General features: G+C 68.1%; 15 protein-coding genes. 7 read left to right on the top strand and 8 right to left on the bottom strand.

Annotated elements, in window-relative coordinates; genetic code table 11:
* Positions 1–120 precede the first annotated feature (120 nt).
* The 3 genes from uvrA (at position 121) to VHA82_RS09375 (ending at position 7,797) form a co-directional block, all read left to right on the top strand.
* Entirely contained in the window at positions 121–6,024 is a 5,904-nt protein-coding gene (gene uvrA, locus VHA82_RS09385; protein ID WP_325542813.1) for an excinuclease ABC subunit UvrA, read from the top strand.
* 190 nt (positions 6,025–6,214) lie between these two features.
* On the top strand, positions 6,215–6,988 hold the full coding sequence (locus tag VHA82_RS09380) for a gamma-glutamyl-gamma-aminobutyrate hydrolase family protein (RefSeq protein ID WP_325542810.1): 774 nt from the start codon (positions 6,215–6,217) through the stop codon (positions 6,986–6,988).
* Positions 6,985–7,797, top strand: coding sequence for a gamma-glutamyl-gamma-aminobutyrate hydrolase family protein (locus VHA82_RS09375; protein ID WP_325542808.1), 813 nt, complete (start codon positions 6,985–6,987; stop codon positions 7,795–7,797). Before VHA82_RS09380 ends, VHA82_RS09375 begins: the two co-directional genes overlap by 4 nt.
* 19 nt (positions 7,798–7,816) lie before the next feature.
* Here VHA82_RS09375 and VHA82_RS09370 read toward each other — a convergent pair whose 3' ends face one another.
* From VHA82_RS09370 to VHA82_RS09355, 4 genes are all read right to left on the bottom strand, one after another.
* Positions 7,817–8,992: a peptidogalycan biosysnthesis protein gene (locus VHA82_RS09370; RefSeq protein ID WP_325542806.1), complete on the bottom strand. Its 1,176-nt coding sequence runs from the start codon at positions 8,990–8,992 to the stop codon at positions 7,817–7,819.
* A 10-nt stretch (positions 8,993–9,002) separates the two neighbouring features.
* Positions 9,003–9,779 (bottom strand): HAD-IIB family hydrolase, encoded by a 777-nt coding sequence (locus VHA82_RS09365; protein ID WP_325542804.1) that lies wholly within the window; start codon positions 9,777–9,779, stop codon positions 9,003–9,005.
* Complete coding sequence (locus VHA82_RS09360) at positions 9,779–11,413, bottom strand: peptide chain release factor 3 (protein ID WP_325542802.1); 1,635 nt, start codon at positions 11,411–11,413, stop codon at positions 9,779–9,781. The genes VHA82_RS09365 and VHA82_RS09360 overlap by 1 nt, the downstream gene beginning before the upstream one ends.
* Positions 11,414–11,500: 87 nt before the next feature.
* Complete coding sequence (locus VHA82_RS09355; RefSeq protein WP_325542800.1) at positions 11,501–13,153, bottom strand: tannase/feruloyl esterase family alpha/beta hydrolase; 1,653 nt, start codon at positions 13,151–13,153, stop codon at positions 11,501–11,503.
* Positions 13,154–13,353: 200 nt separating this feature from the next.
* On the opposite strand from VHA82_RS09355, the gene VHA82_RS09350 reads away from it, so the two are divergent.
* The 3 genes from VHA82_RS09350 to VHA82_RS09340 all read left to right on the top strand — a co-directional run bounded on the left by VHA82_RS09350 (position 13,354) and on the right by VHA82_RS09340 (position 15,768).
* Positions 13,354–13,926 (top strand): carboxymuconolactone decarboxylase family protein, encoded by a 573-nt coding sequence (locus tag VHA82_RS09350; RefSeq protein WP_325542798.1) that lies wholly within the window; start codon positions 13,354–13,356, stop codon positions 13,924–13,926.
* Positions 13,923–14,726 (top strand): amidohydrolase family protein, encoded by an 804-nt coding sequence (locus VHA82_RS09345; protein WP_325542796.1) that lies wholly within the window; start codon positions 13,923–13,925, stop codon positions 14,724–14,726. Before VHA82_RS09350 ends, VHA82_RS09345 begins: the two co-directional genes overlap by 4 nt.
* Before the next feature lie 73 nt (positions 14,727–14,799).
* Complete coding sequence (locus VHA82_RS09340; protein ID WP_325542794.1) at positions 14,800–15,768, top strand: LysR family transcriptional regulator; 969 nt, start codon at positions 14,800–14,802, stop codon at positions 15,766–15,768.
* A gap of 21 nt (positions 15,769–15,789) precedes the next feature.
* Here the strand turns inward: VHA82_RS09340 and VHA82_RS09335 are convergent, their stop codons facing one another.
* Genes VHA82_RS09335 through VHA82_RS09325 form a run of 3 tightly spaced genes read right to left on the bottom strand, consistent with a single transcriptional unit; the run spans position 15,790 to position 18,459 of the window.
* Positions 15,790–16,404, bottom strand: coding sequence for a glutathione S-transferase (locus VHA82_RS09335; protein WP_325542792.1), 615 nt, complete (start codon positions 16,402–16,404; stop codon positions 15,790–15,792).
* Between the two features lie 17 nt (positions 16,405–16,421).
* Positions 16,422–17,198, bottom strand: a complete 777-nt coding sequence (locus tag VHA82_RS09330) for an enoyl-CoA hydratase/isomerase family protein (RefSeq protein WP_325542790.1) — start codon at positions 17,196–17,198, stop codon at positions 16,422–16,424.
* 31 nt (positions 17,199–17,229) lie between these two features.
* Positions 17,230–18,459, bottom strand: a complete 1,230-nt coding sequence (locus tag VHA82_RS09325; RefSeq protein ID WP_325542788.1) for a CaiB/BaiF CoA-transferase family protein — start codon at positions 18,457–18,459, stop codon at positions 17,230–17,232.
* A gap of 178 nt (positions 18,460–18,637) precedes the next feature.
* Between VHA82_RS09325 and VHA82_RS09320 the strand changes: the two genes are divergently transcribed.
* Complete coding sequence (locus VHA82_RS09320) at positions 18,638–19,609, top strand: tripartite tricarboxylate transporter substrate binding protein (protein WP_325542786.1); 972 nt, start codon at positions 18,638–18,640, stop codon at positions 19,607–19,609.
* Positions 19,610–19,619: 10 nt separating this feature from the next.
* Here VHA82_RS09320 and VHA82_RS09315 read toward each other — a convergent pair whose 3' ends face one another.
* Positions 19,620–20,768, bottom strand: a complete 1,149-nt coding sequence (locus VHA82_RS09315; protein ID WP_325542784.1) for an ABC transporter substrate-binding protein — start codon at positions 20,766–20,768, stop codon at positions 19,620–19,622.
* Positions 20,769–20,846: the final 78 nt, after the last annotated feature.

The following is a 20,846-nucleotide window of genomic DNA, read 5'->3' as shown; positions in this document are numbered from 1 at the left end:
CCTCTTCGTGACAGGCATGCGGCCTTGCGCGCCGTCCCGCGCGCGCGAAAGGCCACATGACAAGTCCTGACATCGAGGGCTCTCTAGAATGTTTGGCCTTCTCTGGAGAGACCCCACCGAATGACACAGGGCCTGATCCGCATCCGCGGTGCGCGGCAGCACAATCTGAAGAACGTCGACCTCGACCTGCGCACGGGCGAGATGACCGTCGTGACCGGCCCGAGCGGCTCGGGCAAGTCGAGCCTCGTGTTCGACACGCTCTACGCTGAAGGGCAGCGTCGCTACGTGGAGACTTTCTCCGCCTACGCGCGCCAGTTCCTCGAGCGCATGGACAAGCCCGCCGTGGACCGCGTGGAGGGCGTGCCGCCCGCCATCGCCATCGACCAGACGAATCCGGTGCGTTCCTCGCGCTCGACCGTGGGCACGATGACGGAACTGAACGACCATCTGAAGCTGCTCTTCGCTCGCGCGGCGCAGCTCTTCGATCGCGAGACGGCTGTGCTCGTGCGGCACGATTCACCCGAAAGCATCTATGCGCAACTGCTGGCGCGCACGATGGACGACGATCCTCGCCTCGTGGTGACATTTCCCGTGGAGCTGCCTTCGATCGCGACGCCCGAGGAAGTGTCGCAGTGGCTCGCCGCGAGCGGCTTCACGCGCGTGCAGGCGCAGCGCGAAGTCGCGACGCCGACGGGGGCGCGCAAGGTGCTCGACGTGGTGGCGGACCGGTTTCGCATCCAGGGCGTGGAGAAGGCGCGGGCGATCGAGGCGATCGAAGTCGCGCTGAAGCGCGGCAGCGGGCGGCTGAACGTGTATGTGGCCAACAGCGACCGCCGTCCGCGCGCAGGCGAAGACTGTCATTCCCGCGCACGCGGGAATCCAGAGACCTCGGTGGAGAAGCCCCTGGATCCCCGCTTTCGCGGGGATGACGGCAGCTCCCTTCCGCGCGGGGATGACGACAATTCCCTCCCACGCGGGGATGGCGGCACCTCTCTCCCTCGCAGCGACGACGCACCGGTATGGAAATTCTCCACCGGCCTGCATTGCCCCGACACCGACATCCGCTACGGCGATCCGGTGCCGTCGATGTTCTCGTTCAATTCGCCCGTCGGAGCCTGTCCCACCTGCCGCGGCTTCGGGCGTGTGATCGGCGTCGACTACGGCCTCGTCATTCCCAACGACAAGCTCACGCTGCGCGCGGGCGCCGTGAAGACCTTCCAGACGCCCGCCTGGTCCGAGTGCCAGGACGACCTGATGAAGTACGCGGAGGCCGCGGGCATTCCGCGCGACACGCCCTGGTACAAGCTCACCGCGGAGCAGAAGCAGTGGGTGATCCAGGGCACGCCGGGCTACAAGGAGGGCAACTGGAACAAGCAGTGGTATGGCGTGAAGCGCTTCTTCGAGTACCTCGAATCGAAGGCGTACAAGATGCACATCCGCGTGCTCCTGTCCAAGTACCGCAGCTACACACCGTGCGAAGCCTGCGGCGGCGCGCGGCTGAAGCTCGAGTCGCTCCTGTGGCGGCTGGGCGGCAAGGAGGATGCCGACGCGGTGCTGCCGCCCGGGCAGCGCTTCATGCCCGTGGGCGTGAAGTGGACCCGCGAACAGCTCGAGGCGCTGCCGGGCCTCGGCGTGCACGACCTCATGCTGATGCCCATCGAGCGGCTGCGGCGTTTCTTCGAGCGGCTCGAGCCGCAGGCGCAGGCGCATGCGGGTGCCGGCGAATTTCAGGCGCTGAAGCTGCTCTTCGATGAGATCCACACCCGCCTGCGCTATCTGGTCGACGTCGGCATCGGCTACCTCACGCTCGACCGCCAGAGCCGCACGCTGTCGGGCGGCGAAGTGCAGCGCATCAACCTCACGACCGCGCTCGGCACGTCGCTCGTGAACACGCTCTTCGTGCTCGACGAGCCGAGCATCGGCCTGCACCCGCGCGACATGGGCCGCATCACGCAGGCCATGCACCGCCTGCGCGACGCGGGCAACACGCTCGTGGTGGTGGAACACGACCCGGCGGTGATGCTCGCGGCCGACCGCATCCTCGACATGGGTCCGGGGCCGGGGGAGCGCGGCGGGCAGATCGTTTTCGACGGCACGACGGAGCAACTGCGCAAGGCGGATACGTTGACCGGCGCCTACCTCGGTGCGCGCAAGCATGTGGGGATGGGCTTCAAGCGCGCGGTGACGGAGTCGACGCCGCGGCTCGTGCTCGAAGGCGCGAGCGAGCACAACCTGAAGAATCTCGACGTCGAGCTCCCGCTGCAACGCATGGTGGTGGTGACAGGTGTCTCCGGCTCGGGCAAGTCGACGCTCGTGCAGGACATCCTCGCGCCCGCGCTGCTGCGGCACTTCGGGCGCGCGACCGAGGGCGCGGGCGCGCACCGGCGCCTGCTCGGCGCGGACCAGCTGAGCGACGTCGTGTTCGTGGATCAATCGCCGATCGGCAAGACGGCGCGCTCCAACCCGGTGAGCTACGTGGGCGCGTGGGATTCGGTCCGCGAGATCTTCGCGAACGCACCGCTTGCCAGACAGCGCGGCTACACCGCGGCCAAGTTCTCGTTCAACTCCGGCGACGGCCGTTGCCCGACGTGCGGCGGCTCGGGCTTCGAGCACGTGGAGATGCAGTTTCTCTCCGACGTGTACCTGCGCTGCCCCGATTGCGACGGCAAGCGCTACCGCCCCGAAATTCTCGAAGTGACCATCGAAAGAAAATCGGGGTCAGATTCCAATTCTTCCGGCGCGCGCCGCATGAACGTGGCCGACGTGCTGGCGCTCACCGTGACCGAGGCCGCGGCTCTGTTCGCGAACGACCGCGACGTGATCCGCGCGCTGCAGCCGATCGCCGACGTGGGCCTCGAATACGTGAAGCTCGGCCAGCCCGTGCCGACGCTCTCGGGCGGCGAATCGCAGCGTCTGAAGCTCGCGGGCTTTCTTGCCGAGGCGGCGCGCTCGCAAAGCGCGAGCCGCCAGGCGAAGGCGACCAAGGGCACGCTCTTTCTCTTCGACGAGCCGACCACCGGCTTGCATTTCGACGACATCGCGAAGCTGATGCGGGCGCTGCGCAAGCTGCTGGAAGGCGGCAACTCGCTCGTCATCATCGAACACAACCTCGACGTGATCCGCGCGGCCGACTGGCTGATCGATCTCGGTCCCGAAGGCGGAGACGCGGGCGGGCTTGTCGTTTGCGAAGGTCCGCCGGAAGAAGTGAAGCAGCATCTCACGTCCCACACGGCGAAGGCGCTGCGCGAGTACGACTCGGCGCTCGGCACGGTGCACCGCGTCGAGGAAGGCCGTCCGCTCCAGGAGATCGTGCGCGAGCGCCGTTCGGACGCGATCGAGATCGTCAATGCCCGCGAGCACAACCTGAAGTCGCTGTCCGTCGCGATCCCGCACAACCGCTTCAGCGTGATCACCGGCGTGTCGGGCTCGGGCAAATCGACGCTCGCCTTCGACATCCTCTTCAACGAGGGCCAGCGGCGCTACCTCGAGTCGCTCAACGCCTACGCTCGCAGCATCGTGCAGCCCGCGGGTCGGCCGGAGGTGGATGCGGTGTACGGCATTCCGCCCACCGTCGCGATCGAGCAGCGCCTCTCGCGCGGCGGGCGCAAGTCGACGGTCGGCACGACGACCGAGGTGTGGCACTTCCTGCGCCTGCTTTACGTGAAGCTCGGCGTGCAGCATTGCGTGAACGACGGCGCCGAGGTGCGTCCCCAGACGGCCGACATCATCTTCGCGCAGATCATGAAGCGCTATCGCGGGCAGCACATCGGGCTGCTTGCGCCGCTCGTGGTGAACCGCAAGGGCGTCTATACCGAGATCGCGGAATGGGCCCGCGCGCGCAAGTACACCCACCTGCGCGTCGACGGCAACTTCCTGCCGACCACGGGCTTTCCGCGCATCGACCGCTTCAAGGAACACACGATCGAACTGCCGGTGTGCGATCTCGACATCCGCCCCGAAAACGAGCACCTGCTGCGCGAGCATCTCGCGAAAGCGCTCGAATACGGCAAGGGCGTGCTGCACGTGCTGGCCCCGCTCGACGGCCTGCGCCATGCGATGGGCAATGGCGGCCGCCACGACCACGTGGGCAAGGTGGAAGTGTTCTCGACCCTGCGCGCATGCCCGGTGTGCGGCACGAGCTACCCCGAACTCGATCCCCGGCTTTTCTCGTACAACAGCAAGCATGGCTGGTGCCCGGATTGCGTGGGCACCGGCGTGAAGCTCACGCGCGAGCAGCGAAAGGCGTTCGACGACACGCTTGTCGTGAACGGCGACGACAAGGGCCGCGAGCAGACGTTCGCCGCGGAGGCCGAAGTCGAGGATTTGGCGGACGAAGCGTGCCCGACCTGCCACGGCACGCGCCTGAACCCGCAGGCGCGCAACGTGAAGTTCGACCGCGTGGGCATCGCGGAAATCGCCGCGCTTTCGGTGCGCGACGTGCGGCGCTGGATCGAAGGGCTGAAGGTCGAAGGCGTGCTCACCACGCGCGAGCAGGGCATCGCCCGCGACCTGATCCCCGAAATCCGCTCGCGGCTCGAATTCCTCGAGGAAGTCGGCCTCGGCTATCTCACGCTCGACCGGGGCGCACCGACGCTTTCGGGCGGCGAGGCGCAGCGCATCCGGCTCGCGGCGCAGCTCGGCTCCAACCTGCAGGGCGTGTGCTACGTGCTGGACGAGCCCACGATCGGCCTGCACGCGCGCGACAACCAGATCCTGCTCGATGCGCTGCACCAGCTCGGCAGCAAGGGCAACACGCTCGTGGTGGTGGAGCACGACGAGGACACGATCCGGCGGGCCGACCACATCATCGACATCGGCCCGAGCGCCGGCAAGCGCGGCGGACGGGTTGTCGCGCAGGGGAGCGCGGCGGAAGTGTCGGCGAACGCGGAGTCGGTGACGGGCCGCTATCTGCTGCATGCGATGCGGCATCCGGTGCAGGCGAGGCGCGCGGTGAATGGCATGAACGGCGGCTTGAAGCTGCGCGGCGCGGACCTGCACAACCTCGATGCCATCGACGTCGACATTCCGCTGAAGCGCCTCGTCGCGGTGACGGGCGTGTCGGGTTCCGGCAAGTCGACGCTCGCGCGCGACGTGCTGCTGCACAACGTGCAGGCGGCCGTGCAGAAGCGCTCGACCAAGGCCGGCCGCGATGCCGACGACGCCGGCAAGCACCCGGCATGGAGCGGCTGCAAGTCGCTCGAGGGCTATCAGGCGATCGACCGCGTGCTCGAAGTCGATCAGACACCCATCGGCAAGACGCCGCGCTCCTGCCCCGCGACCTACATCGGATTCTGGGACACGATCCGCAAGCTCTTCGCCGATACGCTGGAGGCACGCGCGCGCGGCTACTCGCCCGGGCGGTTTTCGTTCAACACGGGCGAAGGCCGCTGCGCGTCGTGCGAAGGGCAGGGCGTGCGCACGATCGCGATGAGCTTCCTGCCGGACGTGAAGGTGCCCTGCGAAGCGTGCCACGGCGCGCGCTTCAATCCGGAGACGCTTGCCGTCACGTGGCGCGGCAAGAACATCGGTGACGTGCTTCGGATGGAAGTGGACGAGGCCGTGGAGTTCTTCGCCTCGATGCCCAACATCAGCCATCCGCTGCAGCTGCTGCGCGACGTCGGGCTTGGCTATCTCACATTGGGTCAGCCGTCGCCGACGCTTTCGGGCGGCGAAGCGCAGCGCATCAAGCTCGTGACCGAGTTGAGCAAGGTGCGCGACGACGTCACGCGCCGCGGGCAGAAGGCGCCGCACACGCTTTACGTGCTCGACGAGCCCACCGTGGGGCTGCACATGGCCGACGTCGAGAAGCTCGTGCGCGTGCTGCATCGCCTGGTGGACGGCGGCCACAGCGTGATCGTGATCGAGCACGACCTCGACGTGATCGCCGAAGCCGACTGGATCGTGGACCTCGGCCCCGAAGGCGGCGCCGAGGGCGGCAAGGTGGTGGCGTCGGCGTCGCCGGAAGATGTCGTGGCGCAGGGCACGCATACGGGGGTGGCGCTCGCGCCGGTGCTCGCGCGATAGAAGCCCAGAGAAGACTGCGGGCTGTTTCTCCCTCTCCCACCGGGAGAGGGCCGGGGTGGAGGGCACTCGCGGCTCCGGGCGGCCCGCCCACCGCCGCTTCAACCGAGCCATGCGCAGTCGGCGCATTCCGACGTCATCTGTCGAACCCGCGAGCCGCTGTCGCGCCACGACACTCGTCAATATGGGCCTCATGGCCAAGCACAAGCCCCTCGTGTGGCTGCCGGCATGCCACCGCAACCTCGACTTGTCCGATCCGGGCGGCTACTCGGTTCTCGCCGATCGCTATGCCGTCGCGGTGACGGCGCTCGGGCTGCAGCCGGTGCTGTTCCCGATGGCGGGCGCGGGGGACGTGCCCGATCTGCTGCCGCTCGTCGATGGCGTGCTGCTCACCGGGTCGCCTTCCAATGTCGAGGCGTCGCACTTCGGTGCAAGCTCGCTGGAAACCGACCTGCTCGATCCGAGGCGGGATGCGCTCACGATGGCGCTCGTGCGCGTGTCGGTCGAGGAAGGCCTGCCGCTCTTCGGCGTGTGCCGCGGCCTGCAGGAGATGAACGTCGCGCTCGGCGGCACGCTTCACCAGCGCGTGCATGAGCTGGAAGGCATGCTCGACCATCGCGAGCCCGCGAGCGACGATCTCGAGGAACAGTTCGCCGAGCGCCACGAGGTGCTGCTCGAACCCGGCAGCTCGTTCGCCGAATGGGCCGGCGGCACGCGTGCGCGAGTGAATTCGCTGCATGGCCAGGGCATCGGGCAGCTCGGGCGCAAGCTCGTCGCGGAAGCGCGCGCACCGGACGGACTCGTGGAAGGCGTCCGCGTCGAAGGCGCGCGCGGCTTCGCCTTCGGCGTGCAATGGCATCCGGAATGGCACCACGAAAAGAATCGGTTCTACGAACGCACGCTGAAGGCTTTCGCCCGCGCGTGCGAGAAGCATCGCAAGCTGAAAGAGGAGGCGGCTCTCGCATGAAGCGCGACGATCCCTTGCGAGTCCCCTGCGTCTGGGTCGTGGCGAGCCACAGGACGCTCGGCAACGAGCTGGGCCAGCCGCAGTGCTACACGGTGATGGACGAAGCCGGCACGCGCACGCTCATCAACATGGGCCTGCAGCCGGTGTGCTTTCCTCGTGTGCCGCCGCAGCGCATCGCGCTCATGCTCGAAGCGGTGGACGGCGTGCTGCTCGGCGGTTCGGCCACCAACGTGCATCCGGCTCTCTTCGGCGAACGGCCGATCGATCCGGAGATGGCGTTCGACGAGTGCCGCGATGCGCTCGTGCAGCCGCTCGTGCGCCTCGCGCTCGCGCGGCGCGTGCCGGTCATCTCGTTTTGCCGCGGCTCGCACGACTTCAACGTGGCGATGGGCGGCACCATGTACCAGTCGCTCGAAGCCGAAGGCCGCTTCATGCGGCACTGGGAGGATGCGAGCGAGTCGGTGGAGGAGCAGTACATCGAGCGCCACTTCGTCACCTGCGAGCCGCAGGGCGAGCTCGTGAAGATCACCGGCATGGGCCGCTTCCCGGTGAGCTCGCTGCATCACCAGGGCGTGAGAGAGCTCGCACCCGAGCTCGTAGCCGAAGCGCACGCGGACGACGGGCTCGTCGAGGCGTTCCGCTCGCGCGATCCCTCGCTCTTCGCGTGGGGCTTTCAGTTCCATCCCGAATGGGGCTGGCGCTGGCACCCGGCGTACGGGCGCATCATGAATGCTTTCGTGCGGGCGTGCTGGGAGCATTTCGCGCGCAGGAGCGGCGCCGCGATTCCCGCTCGCGAGCTCGTGGCCTGAAGCAAGGCGCGGCTCGACATCAGCCGGACGTCGGCGCGCGAGGCGGGGGATACGCGTCGCGGCGCAGGTAATGCTCGTGCCAGGACGGCCCCAGCCGATCCAGCACGCTGCGCTCGTGGCGCGCGGCCATCGCGCGTGCCAGCTTCTCCATCGACGGGTCGCGCAGCCAGTGTGCGTTGGGCACGAGCACCGGCTCGAACCCGCGCTTCGGCTTGTGCGGACCCCAGATGCCGCAGTCCAGCCACTGGAGGCCGAGCTCGATCGCGAGTTCGGCCGGGCGGTACATGGCGGCCTCGAACACGGCGCCCGGCGTATGCGCGAGTTCGGACCAGCTGCGACTGTAGAGCGTGTCGCTGCCGGCGATCATGAATGTGCCCGCCCGGAACTCGTCGCCCGCGAACACGCCCATGAGGCAGATGGCGTCCCCAAGCGGCGCCAGCTGATCGAAGAAGCGGCGATTCAGCAGAACGGGGCCGCGCTTTCTCACGCAGACGGCTTCGTAGCCGGCGAAGAAAGCGTCCCAATGCGCCGCCGTGATCTCTCGGCCGCGCAGCAATTGGACTTTCAGGCCGTGACTGTGAAAGTCCTTTCGCTCCCGCCGGATCGCGTAGCGGTATTCGCCTTTCAGACGCGCGAGGAATTCGTCGTAGCTGCGATAGCCCTCGTTGCGCCAGCGCGTTCCGATTTCGCTGCTCGCGGCAAGCCCGCGCGCGCGCAGGGCGTCCTGGTCCTGCTTCGTCATGCGCACGATCGACAGTGCGCTCAACGAGCCGCGCGCCGCCGAATCCATCATGGCCTGGAACAGCACACGCACGAGTTCGGCGCGATCCCAGCCCGGCCGCACCAGAAACTTGGGTGAGGCGACGGGCGTGAGGGGCACTTCGATCTGCAGCTTGGGCAGCAGCCGGATGCCTCGCCGCGCGGCGTCGTGCAGCCAGGCGTATTCGGGGCCGTATTCGCCGAGCGGCTCGCGCTTCATGACGCCGGGCGCCGCCGCGACCAGTGTCCCCGAGCTGTCCACGAGCGCCGGGATGCAGTATTCGATCGCCCGGCCCGGCCCGACCAGTCCGCTCGCCTCGAAAGCGGAGAGCCACGCATGAGTCGTGAAGACGTGGGCCGGCGCCAGCGCATCCCATTGGGCGGGCGGCACCTCCTTCATGCTCCTGAAATAGCGGAACCTGAGGGTGCTGCTCATGGCCGTGGCTTCAGCGCGCGGCCGTCACGGCGCGGGCGAATTCCGCGAAGCCTGCGCCGCGCTCGGCATCGGTCACGTATTTCGGACGGTGTGCGAGCAGATGCTCGAAGCGCCGGATGTTCGCGACGCCGATGCTGTGGGCGAAGCGCTCGAACATCAGCACGTCGTTCGTCGAGTCGCCGACGTAGGCCCAGCGCGCGATCTCGCCCAGCAGCTCGCGGCCGAAGCGTTCGCGCACGATCCATCGGGCGCCTTCGAACTTGTCGTGACGGCCGTACCAGGCGTTCACGTGGATGGAGCTCACGGTGGCCGTCATTGCCTCGGCGCGCATGAGCGCCACGACCTGCTCGATCGCGGCTTGCGGCAGATGCGCGAATTCGCTGTGGTCGATGGCGATGTCGGTCTCGCGACCGGCGCTGTCGCGCGCAAGCGAAGTCCCCGGGATCTCGCGCAGGATCCGTTGCGCGACGCGCTGCATGCGTTCGAAGTTGGCCGCGCGTTCGCCGGGCGATTGCTGATAGAGCTTGCGGCCGTCCGCGAGCACGGCCACCGCGCCGTTCTCGGCGACGATCGCATCGACCGGCCACTGCGTGGCGAAAGGTGCGCTCCATCCGACCGGCCGCCCGGTGATCGGGATCACGTGCACGCCGCTGGCGTGGAGTTGTGCGAGGGCCTGCAGCGCGTCGGGCGTGATCGCGCCATCGGTGGTGAGCGTGTCGTCGATGTCGGTGAAGACGCCGATGAGGTGGCGGCGGTCCGGTGCGGGCCAGTCTTGCAGCGGCAGCATCAGTTGGCAGTGTGCAACGCCAGCCCCGCATGCTCGCGCAAGGGGTGGAAGTGGATCTTCGGGAACCGCTCCTGGGCGAGGCGCACGTCGTAGGGCGACGTGCAGAGGAAAGCGAGCGTGTCCGCCGCATCGAACGCGAGCCGCTGCGGATACGCGTCGGTGAACGCCTTCAGCTCCGGCGCCGAATCGGCCGTGATCCAGCGCGCGCCGGTGTAGGGAGAGCTTTCGAGCCGCACGTCGCAGTCGTATTCGGTCTTCAGGCGATGCTGCACCACCTCGAACTGCAGCTGACCCACCGCGCCCAGCAGCATCGGCCCGCCCACGTGCGGACGGAACACCTGGATCGCGCCTTCTTCCCCGAGCTGCGCGAGCCCTTGTTGCAACTGCTTCGTGCGCAGCGGATTCTTCAGCACCACGACCTGGAAGAGTTCGGGCGCGAAGAACGGCAGCCCGGTGTACTGCAGGTTCACCGACCCGTCCGTGATCGTGTCGCCGAGCTGCACGCCGCCATGCGTGGTGAAGCCAATGATGTCGCCCGCGTAGGCTTCCTCCACCGCTTCGCGCCGCTGCGACATGAAAGTCACGACGGAAGTTGGGCGCAGCTCCTTGCCCGTGCGCTGCACCTTCAGCTTCATGCCCGGCGCGAAGCGGCCCGAGGCCACGCGCACGAACGCGATGCGGTCGCGGTGCGAAGGGTCCATGTTCGCCTGCACCTTGAACACGACCCCCGAGAAGGATGCGTCCTCGGGCTGCATCACCTGTTCCACCGGCTGCCTGCCGGCGCCGAGTGCGAAGCTCTTGCGCGCCTGAGGCGGCGGCGCGAGGTCCACCAGTGCATCCAGCACTTCCATCACGCCGAAGTTGTTGACCGCGGAGCCGAAGAATACGGGCGTCTGCTTCGCGGCGAGAAACGCTTCCCGATTCCATTCGGGCGATGCGCCCACGGCGAGCTCCATGCCTTCGGCGGCGTGCTCGTACTCGGTGCCGAAACGCTTCTTCAGTTCATCGGCATCCGCGAGCGCAATCGTGTCGAAGTCCTGCGGCCGCCTTTCGCTGCCGGACTCGAACACCGTCATCGCCTGCGTGCGCAGGTTCATGATGCCGCCGAACGTCTTGCCCTTGCCCACGGGCCATGTCATCGGTACGCACGGCATGCCCAGTTCGCGTTCGACTTCGTCGAGGATGTCGAGCGGCTCGCGCACCTCGCGGTCCATCTTGTTCACGAAGGTGATGATGGGCGTGTCGCGCTGGCGGCAGACTTCGATCAGGCGCCGCGTCTGCGCTTCCACGCCGTTGGCCGCGTCGATCACCATCAGCGCGGAGTCCACGGCGGTGAGCACGCGATAGGTGTCTTCCGAGAAGTCCTTGTGGCCCGGCGTGTCGAGCAGGTTCACGACATGGTCGCGGTAGAGCATCTGCATCACGGACGAAGCGACCGAGATGCCGCGCTGCTTTTCGATCTCCATCCAGTCCGACGTCGCGTGGCGAGACGCCTTGCGGCCTTTCACGGCGCCGGCGATCTGGATCGCCCCGGAGAAAAGCAGCAGCTTTTCGGTGAGCGTGGTCTTGCCCGCGTCGGGGTGGGAGATGATGGCGAAGGTGCGGCGGCGCTGTGTTTCAGGGGCGTAGGACAAGGCAGGGTTCCGGGTGACGCGCAACGGCACAGCTGTGCTGTTGCAGCGAACCCGGTATTTTGCCGCGCCGCCGGATTCCTTGCGCGGCTACATTTTGCAAACGAAGTTCGCCGCGTCGTTCACGTCGCCCGATCCCTTGTACGAGGCGTACTGCGGCCACGGGCAGATCGGCCGGCTGCGTCCGGGGACGGCCGTGCCGGTCGCGACCATGCTGTCGGGCGCGACACCCTTCTCGACCCACTGCATGAGCGCGTCGAGCGCCGGGAAGTTGTCCAGGCCCGGGCCGCCGCCGCAATGTCCCACGCCGGGCGCCGCGAACACGCGCGCATACGTATCGGCGGCGCCGGCGCTGTGCGTGGCCGCGGCCATGCGGGTGTAGTAGCGGATCACGTCGGTGATCGGCGTCGACGGATCGGCCATGCCGTGCCACCACATGATCTTTCCGCCGTGCGCGACGAAGGGGCTCAGGTCGGGATTGTCCGCATCGAGCAGCGGGCCCGTCATCGCGAGGCGCTGCGGGTCGGTGTCGAAGTTGAAGTTGAGCGCCTTGAAGTTCGGATCGGGCGGATCGAGGTACAGGTAGCCGATCGACGTGTCCGCGAAGGCCGCCTTGATCGAATTCGGCACCGGCGTCTGCGATGTGCCGAGCTTCCATGAAATCCATTGCGAGCCGCTCAGGCCCGGGTCCCACGGCCAGCTGCTGTAGAGCGACTGCCCCGCGGAATTCTTCGCGCCCGAGAAGAGCGCGCGCATGGCGCCCACCTGCGCGGACGTGAGGCACTGCGGTGTCTTGTCACCCGTGCACTGCAGGCGGCCCGGGTCGTAAGTCGAGAAGCCCGACGCCGCGACGTTCGACACGACGCCGTCGACGAGTCCGTCCTTGCCGTCGAGCACGGAGAGCAGGTCCGCCGCGACGAGGTTCAGGTCGGCCTGCGAGAACGCGTTCGCGTCGATGTGATTGCCCTGCGAGTCCGTCGGCGCCGCGTTGTGCACGGCCTGGATGCCCCATGCCGCATCCACGTAGGAGACCGACAGGCGATACGTCGCCGAGCCGGCGAGGATGCCGTCGAAGTAGTTCGGGAAGCGCTGTGCGAGCTCCATCATCTGCCGCCCTCCGTTGGAGCAGCCGACCGCGTACGAATACGCGGGCGCCTGGCCGTAGTAGGAGTTGACGATGCTCTTCGCGGCGACGGTTGCGATGTCCATCGAGTGATAGGCGAAGTCGTACACGGCCTTCGGATCGAGCCCGAACACGGGCGTGCTGCCCGAGTGGCCGCCGTCGAAGCTCACGACCGCGAAGCCCTTGCTGAGCGCGGGCGCCTGTCCCGTGGGCTGGTTCGTGCCGTAGGCGGCGACTACCGATCCGCCGGTGCCGCCTTGCCCCTGCAGGTAGAAGCGGCGGTTCCACGTCGTCGGCAGACGCACTTCGAAGTTCGTGGCGTACGCAACGTTGTTCACGCCGATGCGCGCTTCGAGCTTGCCCGTCACCTTGCAGTTCTCGGGCAGGCTCACGCCGCCGGACTGTTCACCCGAGACGATCGCCGCGGAGGTGATGGAACCATCGACGAGCGGCTTGCCCGCGAGCGCCGTGCACGCGGCCGCCACTGCCGCTGCCGACCCCGGCACCGTGAACGTGTCGGACACCGGCGCGGGCGGGTCGTCTCCGCCGCCGCAGCCGGCCACTTGCCACGAAGCCAGCGCCACCGCCAACACCTTGAATCCCTTCGCACGGATCGCCATGTGGTGTCTCCTTGTCGTGATGATGCGTGGGCATGATAGGACCCGGCCGCGAGCGCGACATGCCACGGAAGGGCTAGCTGCTATGAGAGAGCGCTCATCGCGTCGGGTCTGCCATCACGCGAATCACATAGCAGACTTTCCGCATCCGGCCGGTCGGTGAAGTGCATGCGCCGCTATGCTCCGTGCACGGAGGTTTGGCGATGCCGAGGATCTCTTTGCCGACACTGGAGGACATGACACCGGCGCAGCGCGCGGTCTACGACAAGGTCGTGTCCGGCCCGAGAGGGTCGCTGCGCGGGCCGCTGCGCGCGGCGTTGCACAACCCCGAGCTCGCCGACCGTTGGCAGGCGCTCGGCGAACTGCTTCGCTACAGGACGACCCTCGCCCCGAGGCTCTCGGAGCTCGCGATCCTCGTGACGGCGCGGCATTGCCGTTCGCCCTTCGAGTGGTATGCGCATCGCCCGGAAGCGCAGAAGGCGGGCGTGCCCGCCGCGGTGATCGACGCCGTCCTCGCGGGCTCGCGGCCCGAAGGACTGCGCGACGATGAAGCGGCGGCCTACGAATACGCCTCGCAGCTCAATGCGTCCAATTCGGTTTCGGCGTCGGTGCACCGGCAAGCCGTGGCGCAATTCGGCGAGCGCGGCACTGTCGAACTCACGGCACTCGTCGGCTACTACACCATGGTGGCGATGACGCTCAACGCTCATGAGATTCCGATGCCCGAAGGCGTGGCGCCGGCATTCAGGTCGCCGCAGGAAGAAGAGCTGCGGTGAGCGGGTGGGACTGCCACGCGCACCTGTTCGGTCCCTACGCGAAGTTCCCGCTCGCGCCCGATCGCAGCTACACGCCGCCCGAAGCGACGCGCGATCGGTATCTCGCCCACCTCGCCCGGCTGGGTCTTTCGAACGGCGTCCTGGTTCATCCGAGCGCCTACGGCGATGACTATTCCCTGCTGCTCGACGCGCTGGGTGCCTGCGCGCAGCTGCGCGGTGTGATCGTGACGAACCGGGCGTCCGTCGCGCAACTCGAGGCGTGGCGTGCGCAAGGCGTGCGCGCCGCCCGCTTCAGTCACCGCAGCGGCGCGGGCGCCAACTTCGCCGGCAGCGCGTCCCTCGACGATTTGAGGCGCATGGCGCCGCTGCTGGCCGAAGCGGGACTGCACGCGGAGCTCTGGACCGATTGCCGGGCCTTGCCCGAGGTCGTGTCTTCGCTCGACGGCACACCGGTGCCCGTGGTGATCGACCACATGGGCGGGTTCGACGTACAGGCCAGCGTCGACGACCCCGGGTTCAAGGCGCTGCTGCGATGGCTGGAGCGCGGCGGCGCGTGGGTGAAGTTGTGCGCGTATCGCAACCTGCCGGGCGACACCGATCCTCAGGCGGGGCTGCCCTTTCACCGCCTGCTGCTCGAGGCCAATCCGCGGCAACTCGTGTGGGGCAGCGACTGGCCGCATCTTCGCGTCGACCCGGCGCCGTCGGCGGATGCGCTGCTCGCGATGTTCCGGCTCTGGACTTCGGACGCGAGCCTGGAGCACGCCATCCTCGTGGACAACCCCGCTCGCCTGTATGCGTGAGGCGCCGGCGCTTGGGACAACGGTCGTATTCCGCTAGACTGAACCCGTCCAAGGCGGCTATCCGAAGTCAGGAATGGCACACACCGTCACTCACACGCAAGAGGCCGGTTCGCTGGTCGATCTGCCGCGGCTGCGGCGCTTCCTCATGGTGGCGGAGATGGGAAGCCTCACGCGCGCCGCCGTGATGCTCGACAGCACGCAGTCGGCGCTCAGCCTGCAGATGGGCGCTCTCGAGCGCGAATGCGGAGGACGCCTCTTCCACCGCACGGGCCGCGGCGTCACGCTCACCGAGCTGGGCGAACGTCTTCTGCCGCGCGCTCGCTCGCTCGTGCGCGATGCCGACCAGTTGCAGCAGGACATGCGTTCGGCCGCGGGCATCCCGCACGGTGACGTGGTGCTGGGCATCCTGCCGTCCACCGCGCTCACGCTCGTGCCGCACCTCCTGCGCAAGATCGCGAAGCACTACCCGAACATCCGCCTGCGCGTGCTCGAAGGCTCCAACGGGCAGATCGACGAATGGCTCGCGCAGGGGCGGCTCGACATCGCGCTGCTCTATCGCTACGGCAGGAGCAAGGCCCCGAACGAGGAGGCGCTCACCGAGATGGATTCCTGGCTCGTCGGCAAGCGCGGCGATGCGCTCACGCGCAATCCCACCGTGCCCTTCATCCGCCTGGACCGGCTGCCGCTCGTGCTGCCGAATCTGCCCAACGGACTTCGTGTCACGCTCGACCAGCAGGCGAGGAGGAAGAACATCACGCTTGCGATCGCGGTCGAGGTCGATTCGATCCCGATACAGAAGGAACTCGCGATCCAGGGCTTCGGCTACGGCGTGCTGGCATTGCATGCCGTGCAGCGCGAACTGGAAGCCGGCGCCCTGCAGGCCTCCCGCATCGTGTCGCCGGGCATCGACCGGTACGTAACGCTCGCCAGCACGACCCGGCATCCGGGCACGCTCGCCGGCCGCGTCGTCATCAAGCTGCTGCGCGAAGCGATGTCGCAGAACGTGCTGAATCCGGCGATGAGCGCGGCGAAGGTGGCCTAGCGCCGGGGGCGCGTCCCGCGCTCACCCGGCGAGCGTGGGCACGGTGGATGCGAAGGAAGGCCGCGCATGCACGGCTTCGCCCCACCCGGCCAGGCGCGGGGCGTGCGTTCGCCAGCCGAGCGAATCGAAACGAAAGTCGAGATATCCCAATGCGCAACCGAGCGCCACGTGCCCGATCCCGAACGGCGCGGACTGCAGCGCCTGCGCCTCTTCGTCGAGCCAGTGCAGCGAGGCGATCGTCTTGCGCTCGAAGGCGTTCATCAGCCGTTCGGACCGCGATGCGTCGGGGCGATCGCGTTCGTTGCGCCAGAGAATCAGCGCATCGAGCAGCCCGTCGCCGAATGCGTGCCAGCGCAGCGCCCGCCATTTCGCCGCGCCCGCCTCGGGAAAGAGGCTCGCACCCGCGAGGTCGTTCAGGTACTCGCAGATCACGACCGAGTCGAAGAGCGTGGTGCCGTCATCCAGCACCAGCGTCGGGATCTTGCTCAAGGGGTTGTCCCGCATGAGGCGGTCGTTGGGCTCGAGCATCGCCGCGACCGAGCGCACGCGCTCCAGCCGTTCGACGAGGCCGGTCTCGTGCGCCACGACCATGACCTTGCGCACGTAAGGCGATTTGGGGGACCAGTGCAGCTTCATGGAGGCCGCCTCGTCGCTCAGCGGCCCTTGAACACGGGCGCGCGCTTTTCTGCGAACGCGGCGCGCGCCTCCTGTGCGTCCTCGGTCTTCGCGATCGCCGCGGTCATGTCCTGTTCGTAGCGGTAGCCGTCGCGCAGGCTCATGTCCTCGATCGTGTTGAGCGTGTGCTTGATCATGCGCGTGGAGACGGGACTTTTCGACGCGATCGTCGCGGCCAGCTCCATCGCCGCGGGCATCAGTTCCTCCGGCGCGGTGCACGCTTCCACCACGCCGAGCCGGTACAGCTCCGGGCCCGGCACGCGATAGCCCGTGAGCATCATGCGGCGCAGGCGCGAATGGCTGAACAGGCGCATCGCATGGCGCCCGCCGCCGAGCAGCCCCACGTCGACCTCGGGCGCGCCGATGGAAGCCTTCTCGCTCGCGATGAGAATGTCGCACGACGCTGCCATCGCGAGCCCCGAGCCGAGCGCCGCGCCATTGAGCGCGCCGATCACCGGCTTCGCGCATTCGCGGATCGCGTGGAAGCACTCGCGAGTACGGCGCGAGTGCGCGAGGAGCCCGCCGGGCTGCGCGAGGATCGCGGAGCGGCCCTTCAGGTCGGCGCCCGCGCAGAAGACCTTTCCCTCGCCCGTCAGCACGACGCAGCGCACGTCGTCGCGCTCGGAGAGGGTGTCGAGGGCGAGCGTGAGCTCGTCGTTGAGCACGCGCGTGAGCGCGTTCACGGGCGGACTCGCCAGCGTGACCGTGGCGACGAAATTGCCGATGACCACCTTCAGTTCTGCGAATGGCTCCACGTGCCTCCTTCGGATCGTTGTGCCAGGGGCCCTAGATGACGCCCGCCTCGCGCAAGCCGGCGATGCGGGCGTCGTCGTAGCCGAGTGTGCGCAATATTTCGTCGGAATGCTGGCCGAGCGTCGGCGGAGGCAGTCCGTACCGCACGGGCTCCTCGCGAAAGCGGATCGGGCTCGCCACCTGCGGCACGTCCACGCCGCTCGCGTGGGCGAGATGCATCGCCATGCCGCGATGCATCACCTGCGGGTCCGCGAACACCTCGGCCACCGAATTGATCGGCCCGCACGGCACGCCGACCTTGTCCAGCGCGGCGAGGAGCGGGCCGCGCTGCCACTCGGCGAACGCCTCGCGCAGCAGCGGACCGAGCTCCTCGATGCGATCCACCCGCTGCGCGTTCCGCGCGTAATGCGTCTCGGCGCTCCATTCGGTGCGCCCCAGCACTTCGCACAGGCGCGCGAACTGGCCGTCGTTGCCGACCACCAGGATCACATCGCCGTCGGCGCACGCGTACACGTCCTGCGGCTGGATGTTGGGATGCGCGTTGCCGCCGCGCACGGGCACGTTGCCGGACATGAGGAAATTCATCGCCTGGTTCGCGAGCGTCGCTACCTGCACGTCGAGCATCGCGATGTCGATCGACTCGCCGCGGCCCGTCTCGTTGCGGCGCGCCAGCGCCGCAAGCACGGAGACGGTGGCATACATGCCGGTCATGAGATCGACGATCGGCACGCCCACCTTCTGCGGCCCCGCGCCGGGCAGGCCGTCGCGCTCGCCGGTCACGCTCATGAGGCCGCCCATTGCCTGGATCAGGAAATCGTAGGCGGGCTGATCGCGCCGCGGCCCGGTCTGCCCGAAGCCGGTCACGGAGCAGTAGATGAGGCGGGGATTCGCCGCGCGCAGCGTCTCGGCGTCGAGCCCGTAGCGCGCGAGCGTGCCGGCCTTGTAGTTCTCCAGCACGACGTCGCACCGCTCGGCGAGCTCGCGCACGATGCGCTGGCCTTCGGGCTTGTCGATGCTCACGGTGATGGAGCGCTTGCCGCGGTTCACGGCCAGGAAGTAGCCCGCCTCGCTCGTTTCGTTGCCCTCGGCATCCTTCAGGAAGGGCGGTCCCCAGGTCCGCGTGTCATCGCCCGTGCCGGGGCGCTCGACCTTGATGACTTCCGCGCCAAGATCGGCCAGCACCTGTCCCGCCCAGGGCGCAGCCAGGATGCGGCTCAGATCCAGCACCCGCAGGTTGCAAAGGGGACCGCGGCGTTCGTTCATCGACGGACTGCTCCGGTGGAAAGTGGTCGCACCGACTTTAAGCGGCGAAAGCCGCCTGCTGTAGCCGATGACGGGAATAGCTGCCATGCGCCGCAAGGCATTGGACGAGGCCCGGCGGTTCCCTATCCTTGCCCGGCGTGCTGCGGACACGCGGTTTCACATCCCGAGGAGCAAGATCATGATGGCACTCGCGCGTTTCTTCACGGCTGCCGCCTGCGCCGCGTGCGCGCTGGCGGCGTCCGCCCAGACGGCCGACTTCCCGAGCAAGCCAGTGCACCTCGTCGTGCCCTTCGCCGCGGGCGGCCCGATCGACGTGCTCGCGCGGATCATCGGCGCCAAGCTCGCGACGGCGACAGGCCAGCAGTTCATCGTGGAAAACAAGGCCGGTGGCAATTCGGTCATCGCGTGGGACTATGTGGCGCGGGCCAACCCGGACGGCTACACGCTGCTCGTGTCGGGCATCGGCAGCCGCACCATCCTGCCCTACGTCGCGACGATCCCGTTCGATCCGGCGCGGGATCTCGTGGGCGTGACGCGGCTCGCGGATGCGGCGACCATCTTCGTGGCGAACCCGAAGGCCGGAATGAAGAACCTCGGCGAACTCGTGACCCAGGCCAGGGCGTCGCCGGGCAAGATCAACGTCGCGATTCCCGCGCCCGCCACGATCACGCATTTCGCGGCCACCGTCTTGCAGCGCGATGCGGCGATCAAGCTCACGGAAGTCCCGTACAAGGGCGGCGCGCCGGCCATGAACGCGGTCGTCGGCGGCGAGGTCGAGGTGATGACGGCCGATATCGGCGCGGTGATGCCGCAGATCCAGGCCGGCACGCTGGTCCCGCTCGTCGTGGGAAGCCCGTCTCGCCTGCCGATGCTGCCGCAGGTGCCGACTGGCGTCGAGGCGGGCTATCCCAATCTCGTCGCGGTCAACGTGTACGGGCTCTTCGCGCCCGCTCGCACGCCGAAGGAGGTCGTCGTGCGGCTCAACGGCCTGGTCGCCGAAGCACTGCGCGCCGCCGATGCGCGCGAGCAGCTTGCCAGGCTGGGCATGGTGGCCGAAACGAGCAGTGCCGATGCCTTCGAGGCTTTCATGCAGGACCAGACTGCCAAGTGGTCGCCGATCGCGAAGGCGAGCGGCATCCGCCTGAACTGAGGCCGCGCGCTCAACTCACCAGCCGGCCGTCGACGGTGAGCATGCTCTGCGCCACGAAGGACGCGCTGCGGCGTTGCTGGTCGTAGGCGACGCGAAATCCACCCACGTCCATCACTTCGCGCTTCTGGAAAGCGGCGAGCACCGAAGCGCGGGTGAAGACGCTGGCTTCCATCGCCGAGAGCACTTCGTAGGTGTACTGGGCGGCGATGAATCCCGCGAGGCTGAGCGGCGTGGGCGGCTCGTCGAAGAGCCTGGCGAGCACGGTCTTGAACTGCCGCACCACGACAAGCGGACTGGAGAGCACCGGCACGACCTGCGTTCCCACCACGGGCGCCTTGCGCGCGTTGCCGAGCTGCAGGAGCGCCTGCAGGTTCACGTCGGCGAGCGCCACGAGGTAGCGCTGGCGCTGGCTCGTCTCGAGGCCCTGCATGAACGCGATGATCTCGGGCGTCCCGCCCACGAAGACCAGGATGGCCGGCGTGTCCGGCGTGAGCTGGCGCGCGAAGTGCGCGATGTCCTCCGTCGGAGCAAAAGTGCGCAGCCGCATCTTCAGGTTCTGCGCGATCCGCTCCAGGTCCGTGCGATAGAACGCGAAGTCCGGCTCCGTCGCATACACCACGCCGATCTCCTGCACGCCCTGCTCGGTGAGCACGCGCAGCGCATGCGAAAGCTGTTCCTGGCGCCCCGCGAAGATCGGGAACGTGCGCTCGTCCACCTGCAGCGTGGAGTTCTGCAGCCAGGGCGCGACGTGGGCGATCGGCGCCTTGATCTCGCGCAGCCGGTTCACCGCCTGCAACGCGACCCGTTCGCCGGCCGTGGCGCAAAGCGCCACGCAGGCGTTGTCCGCGAGGATTTTCTCGATCGCCGCATTCGTTCCCGCCTGCGTGCCGTCCACCTCGAAGGTCGCGTGCTTCACGGAAACGCCGCGGATGCCCTGCTTCGCATCGATGCTCTGCCAGGCCGCCCGGGTGCCGATCAGGATGTCCTTGAAGACGTCCTGCTGCGCGGCCGACACGTCGGCGATGTGCGCGATCGTGATCTCGCCCTTGCCCTTGGACGTGGCAGCGAGAACGGGAAAGGCGATCGCGGCCGCGGCCGCGCCCCCAGCGAGCAGCGCATGCCGCAGCGCGTGCCTGCGCGAGGCCCGGGATGGTTTCATGAGGTTCCTCCGTACTGGTTGCTCTGGTACTGTTGCGAGCCGTCGCTCGCGCGGCAGGCGCGCGCGGCCAGCGCCAGG

This window comes from Ramlibacter sp. (genome assembly GCF_035548915.1).
In the GTDB taxonomy this organism is placed as follows: domain Bacteria; phylum Pseudomonadota; class Gammaproteobacteria; order Burkholderiales; family Burkholderiaceae_C; genus Ramlibacter.
Note: the sequence above shows the minus strand (reverse complement) of the source record. Positions and strands in the feature narration are given on the sequence as shown.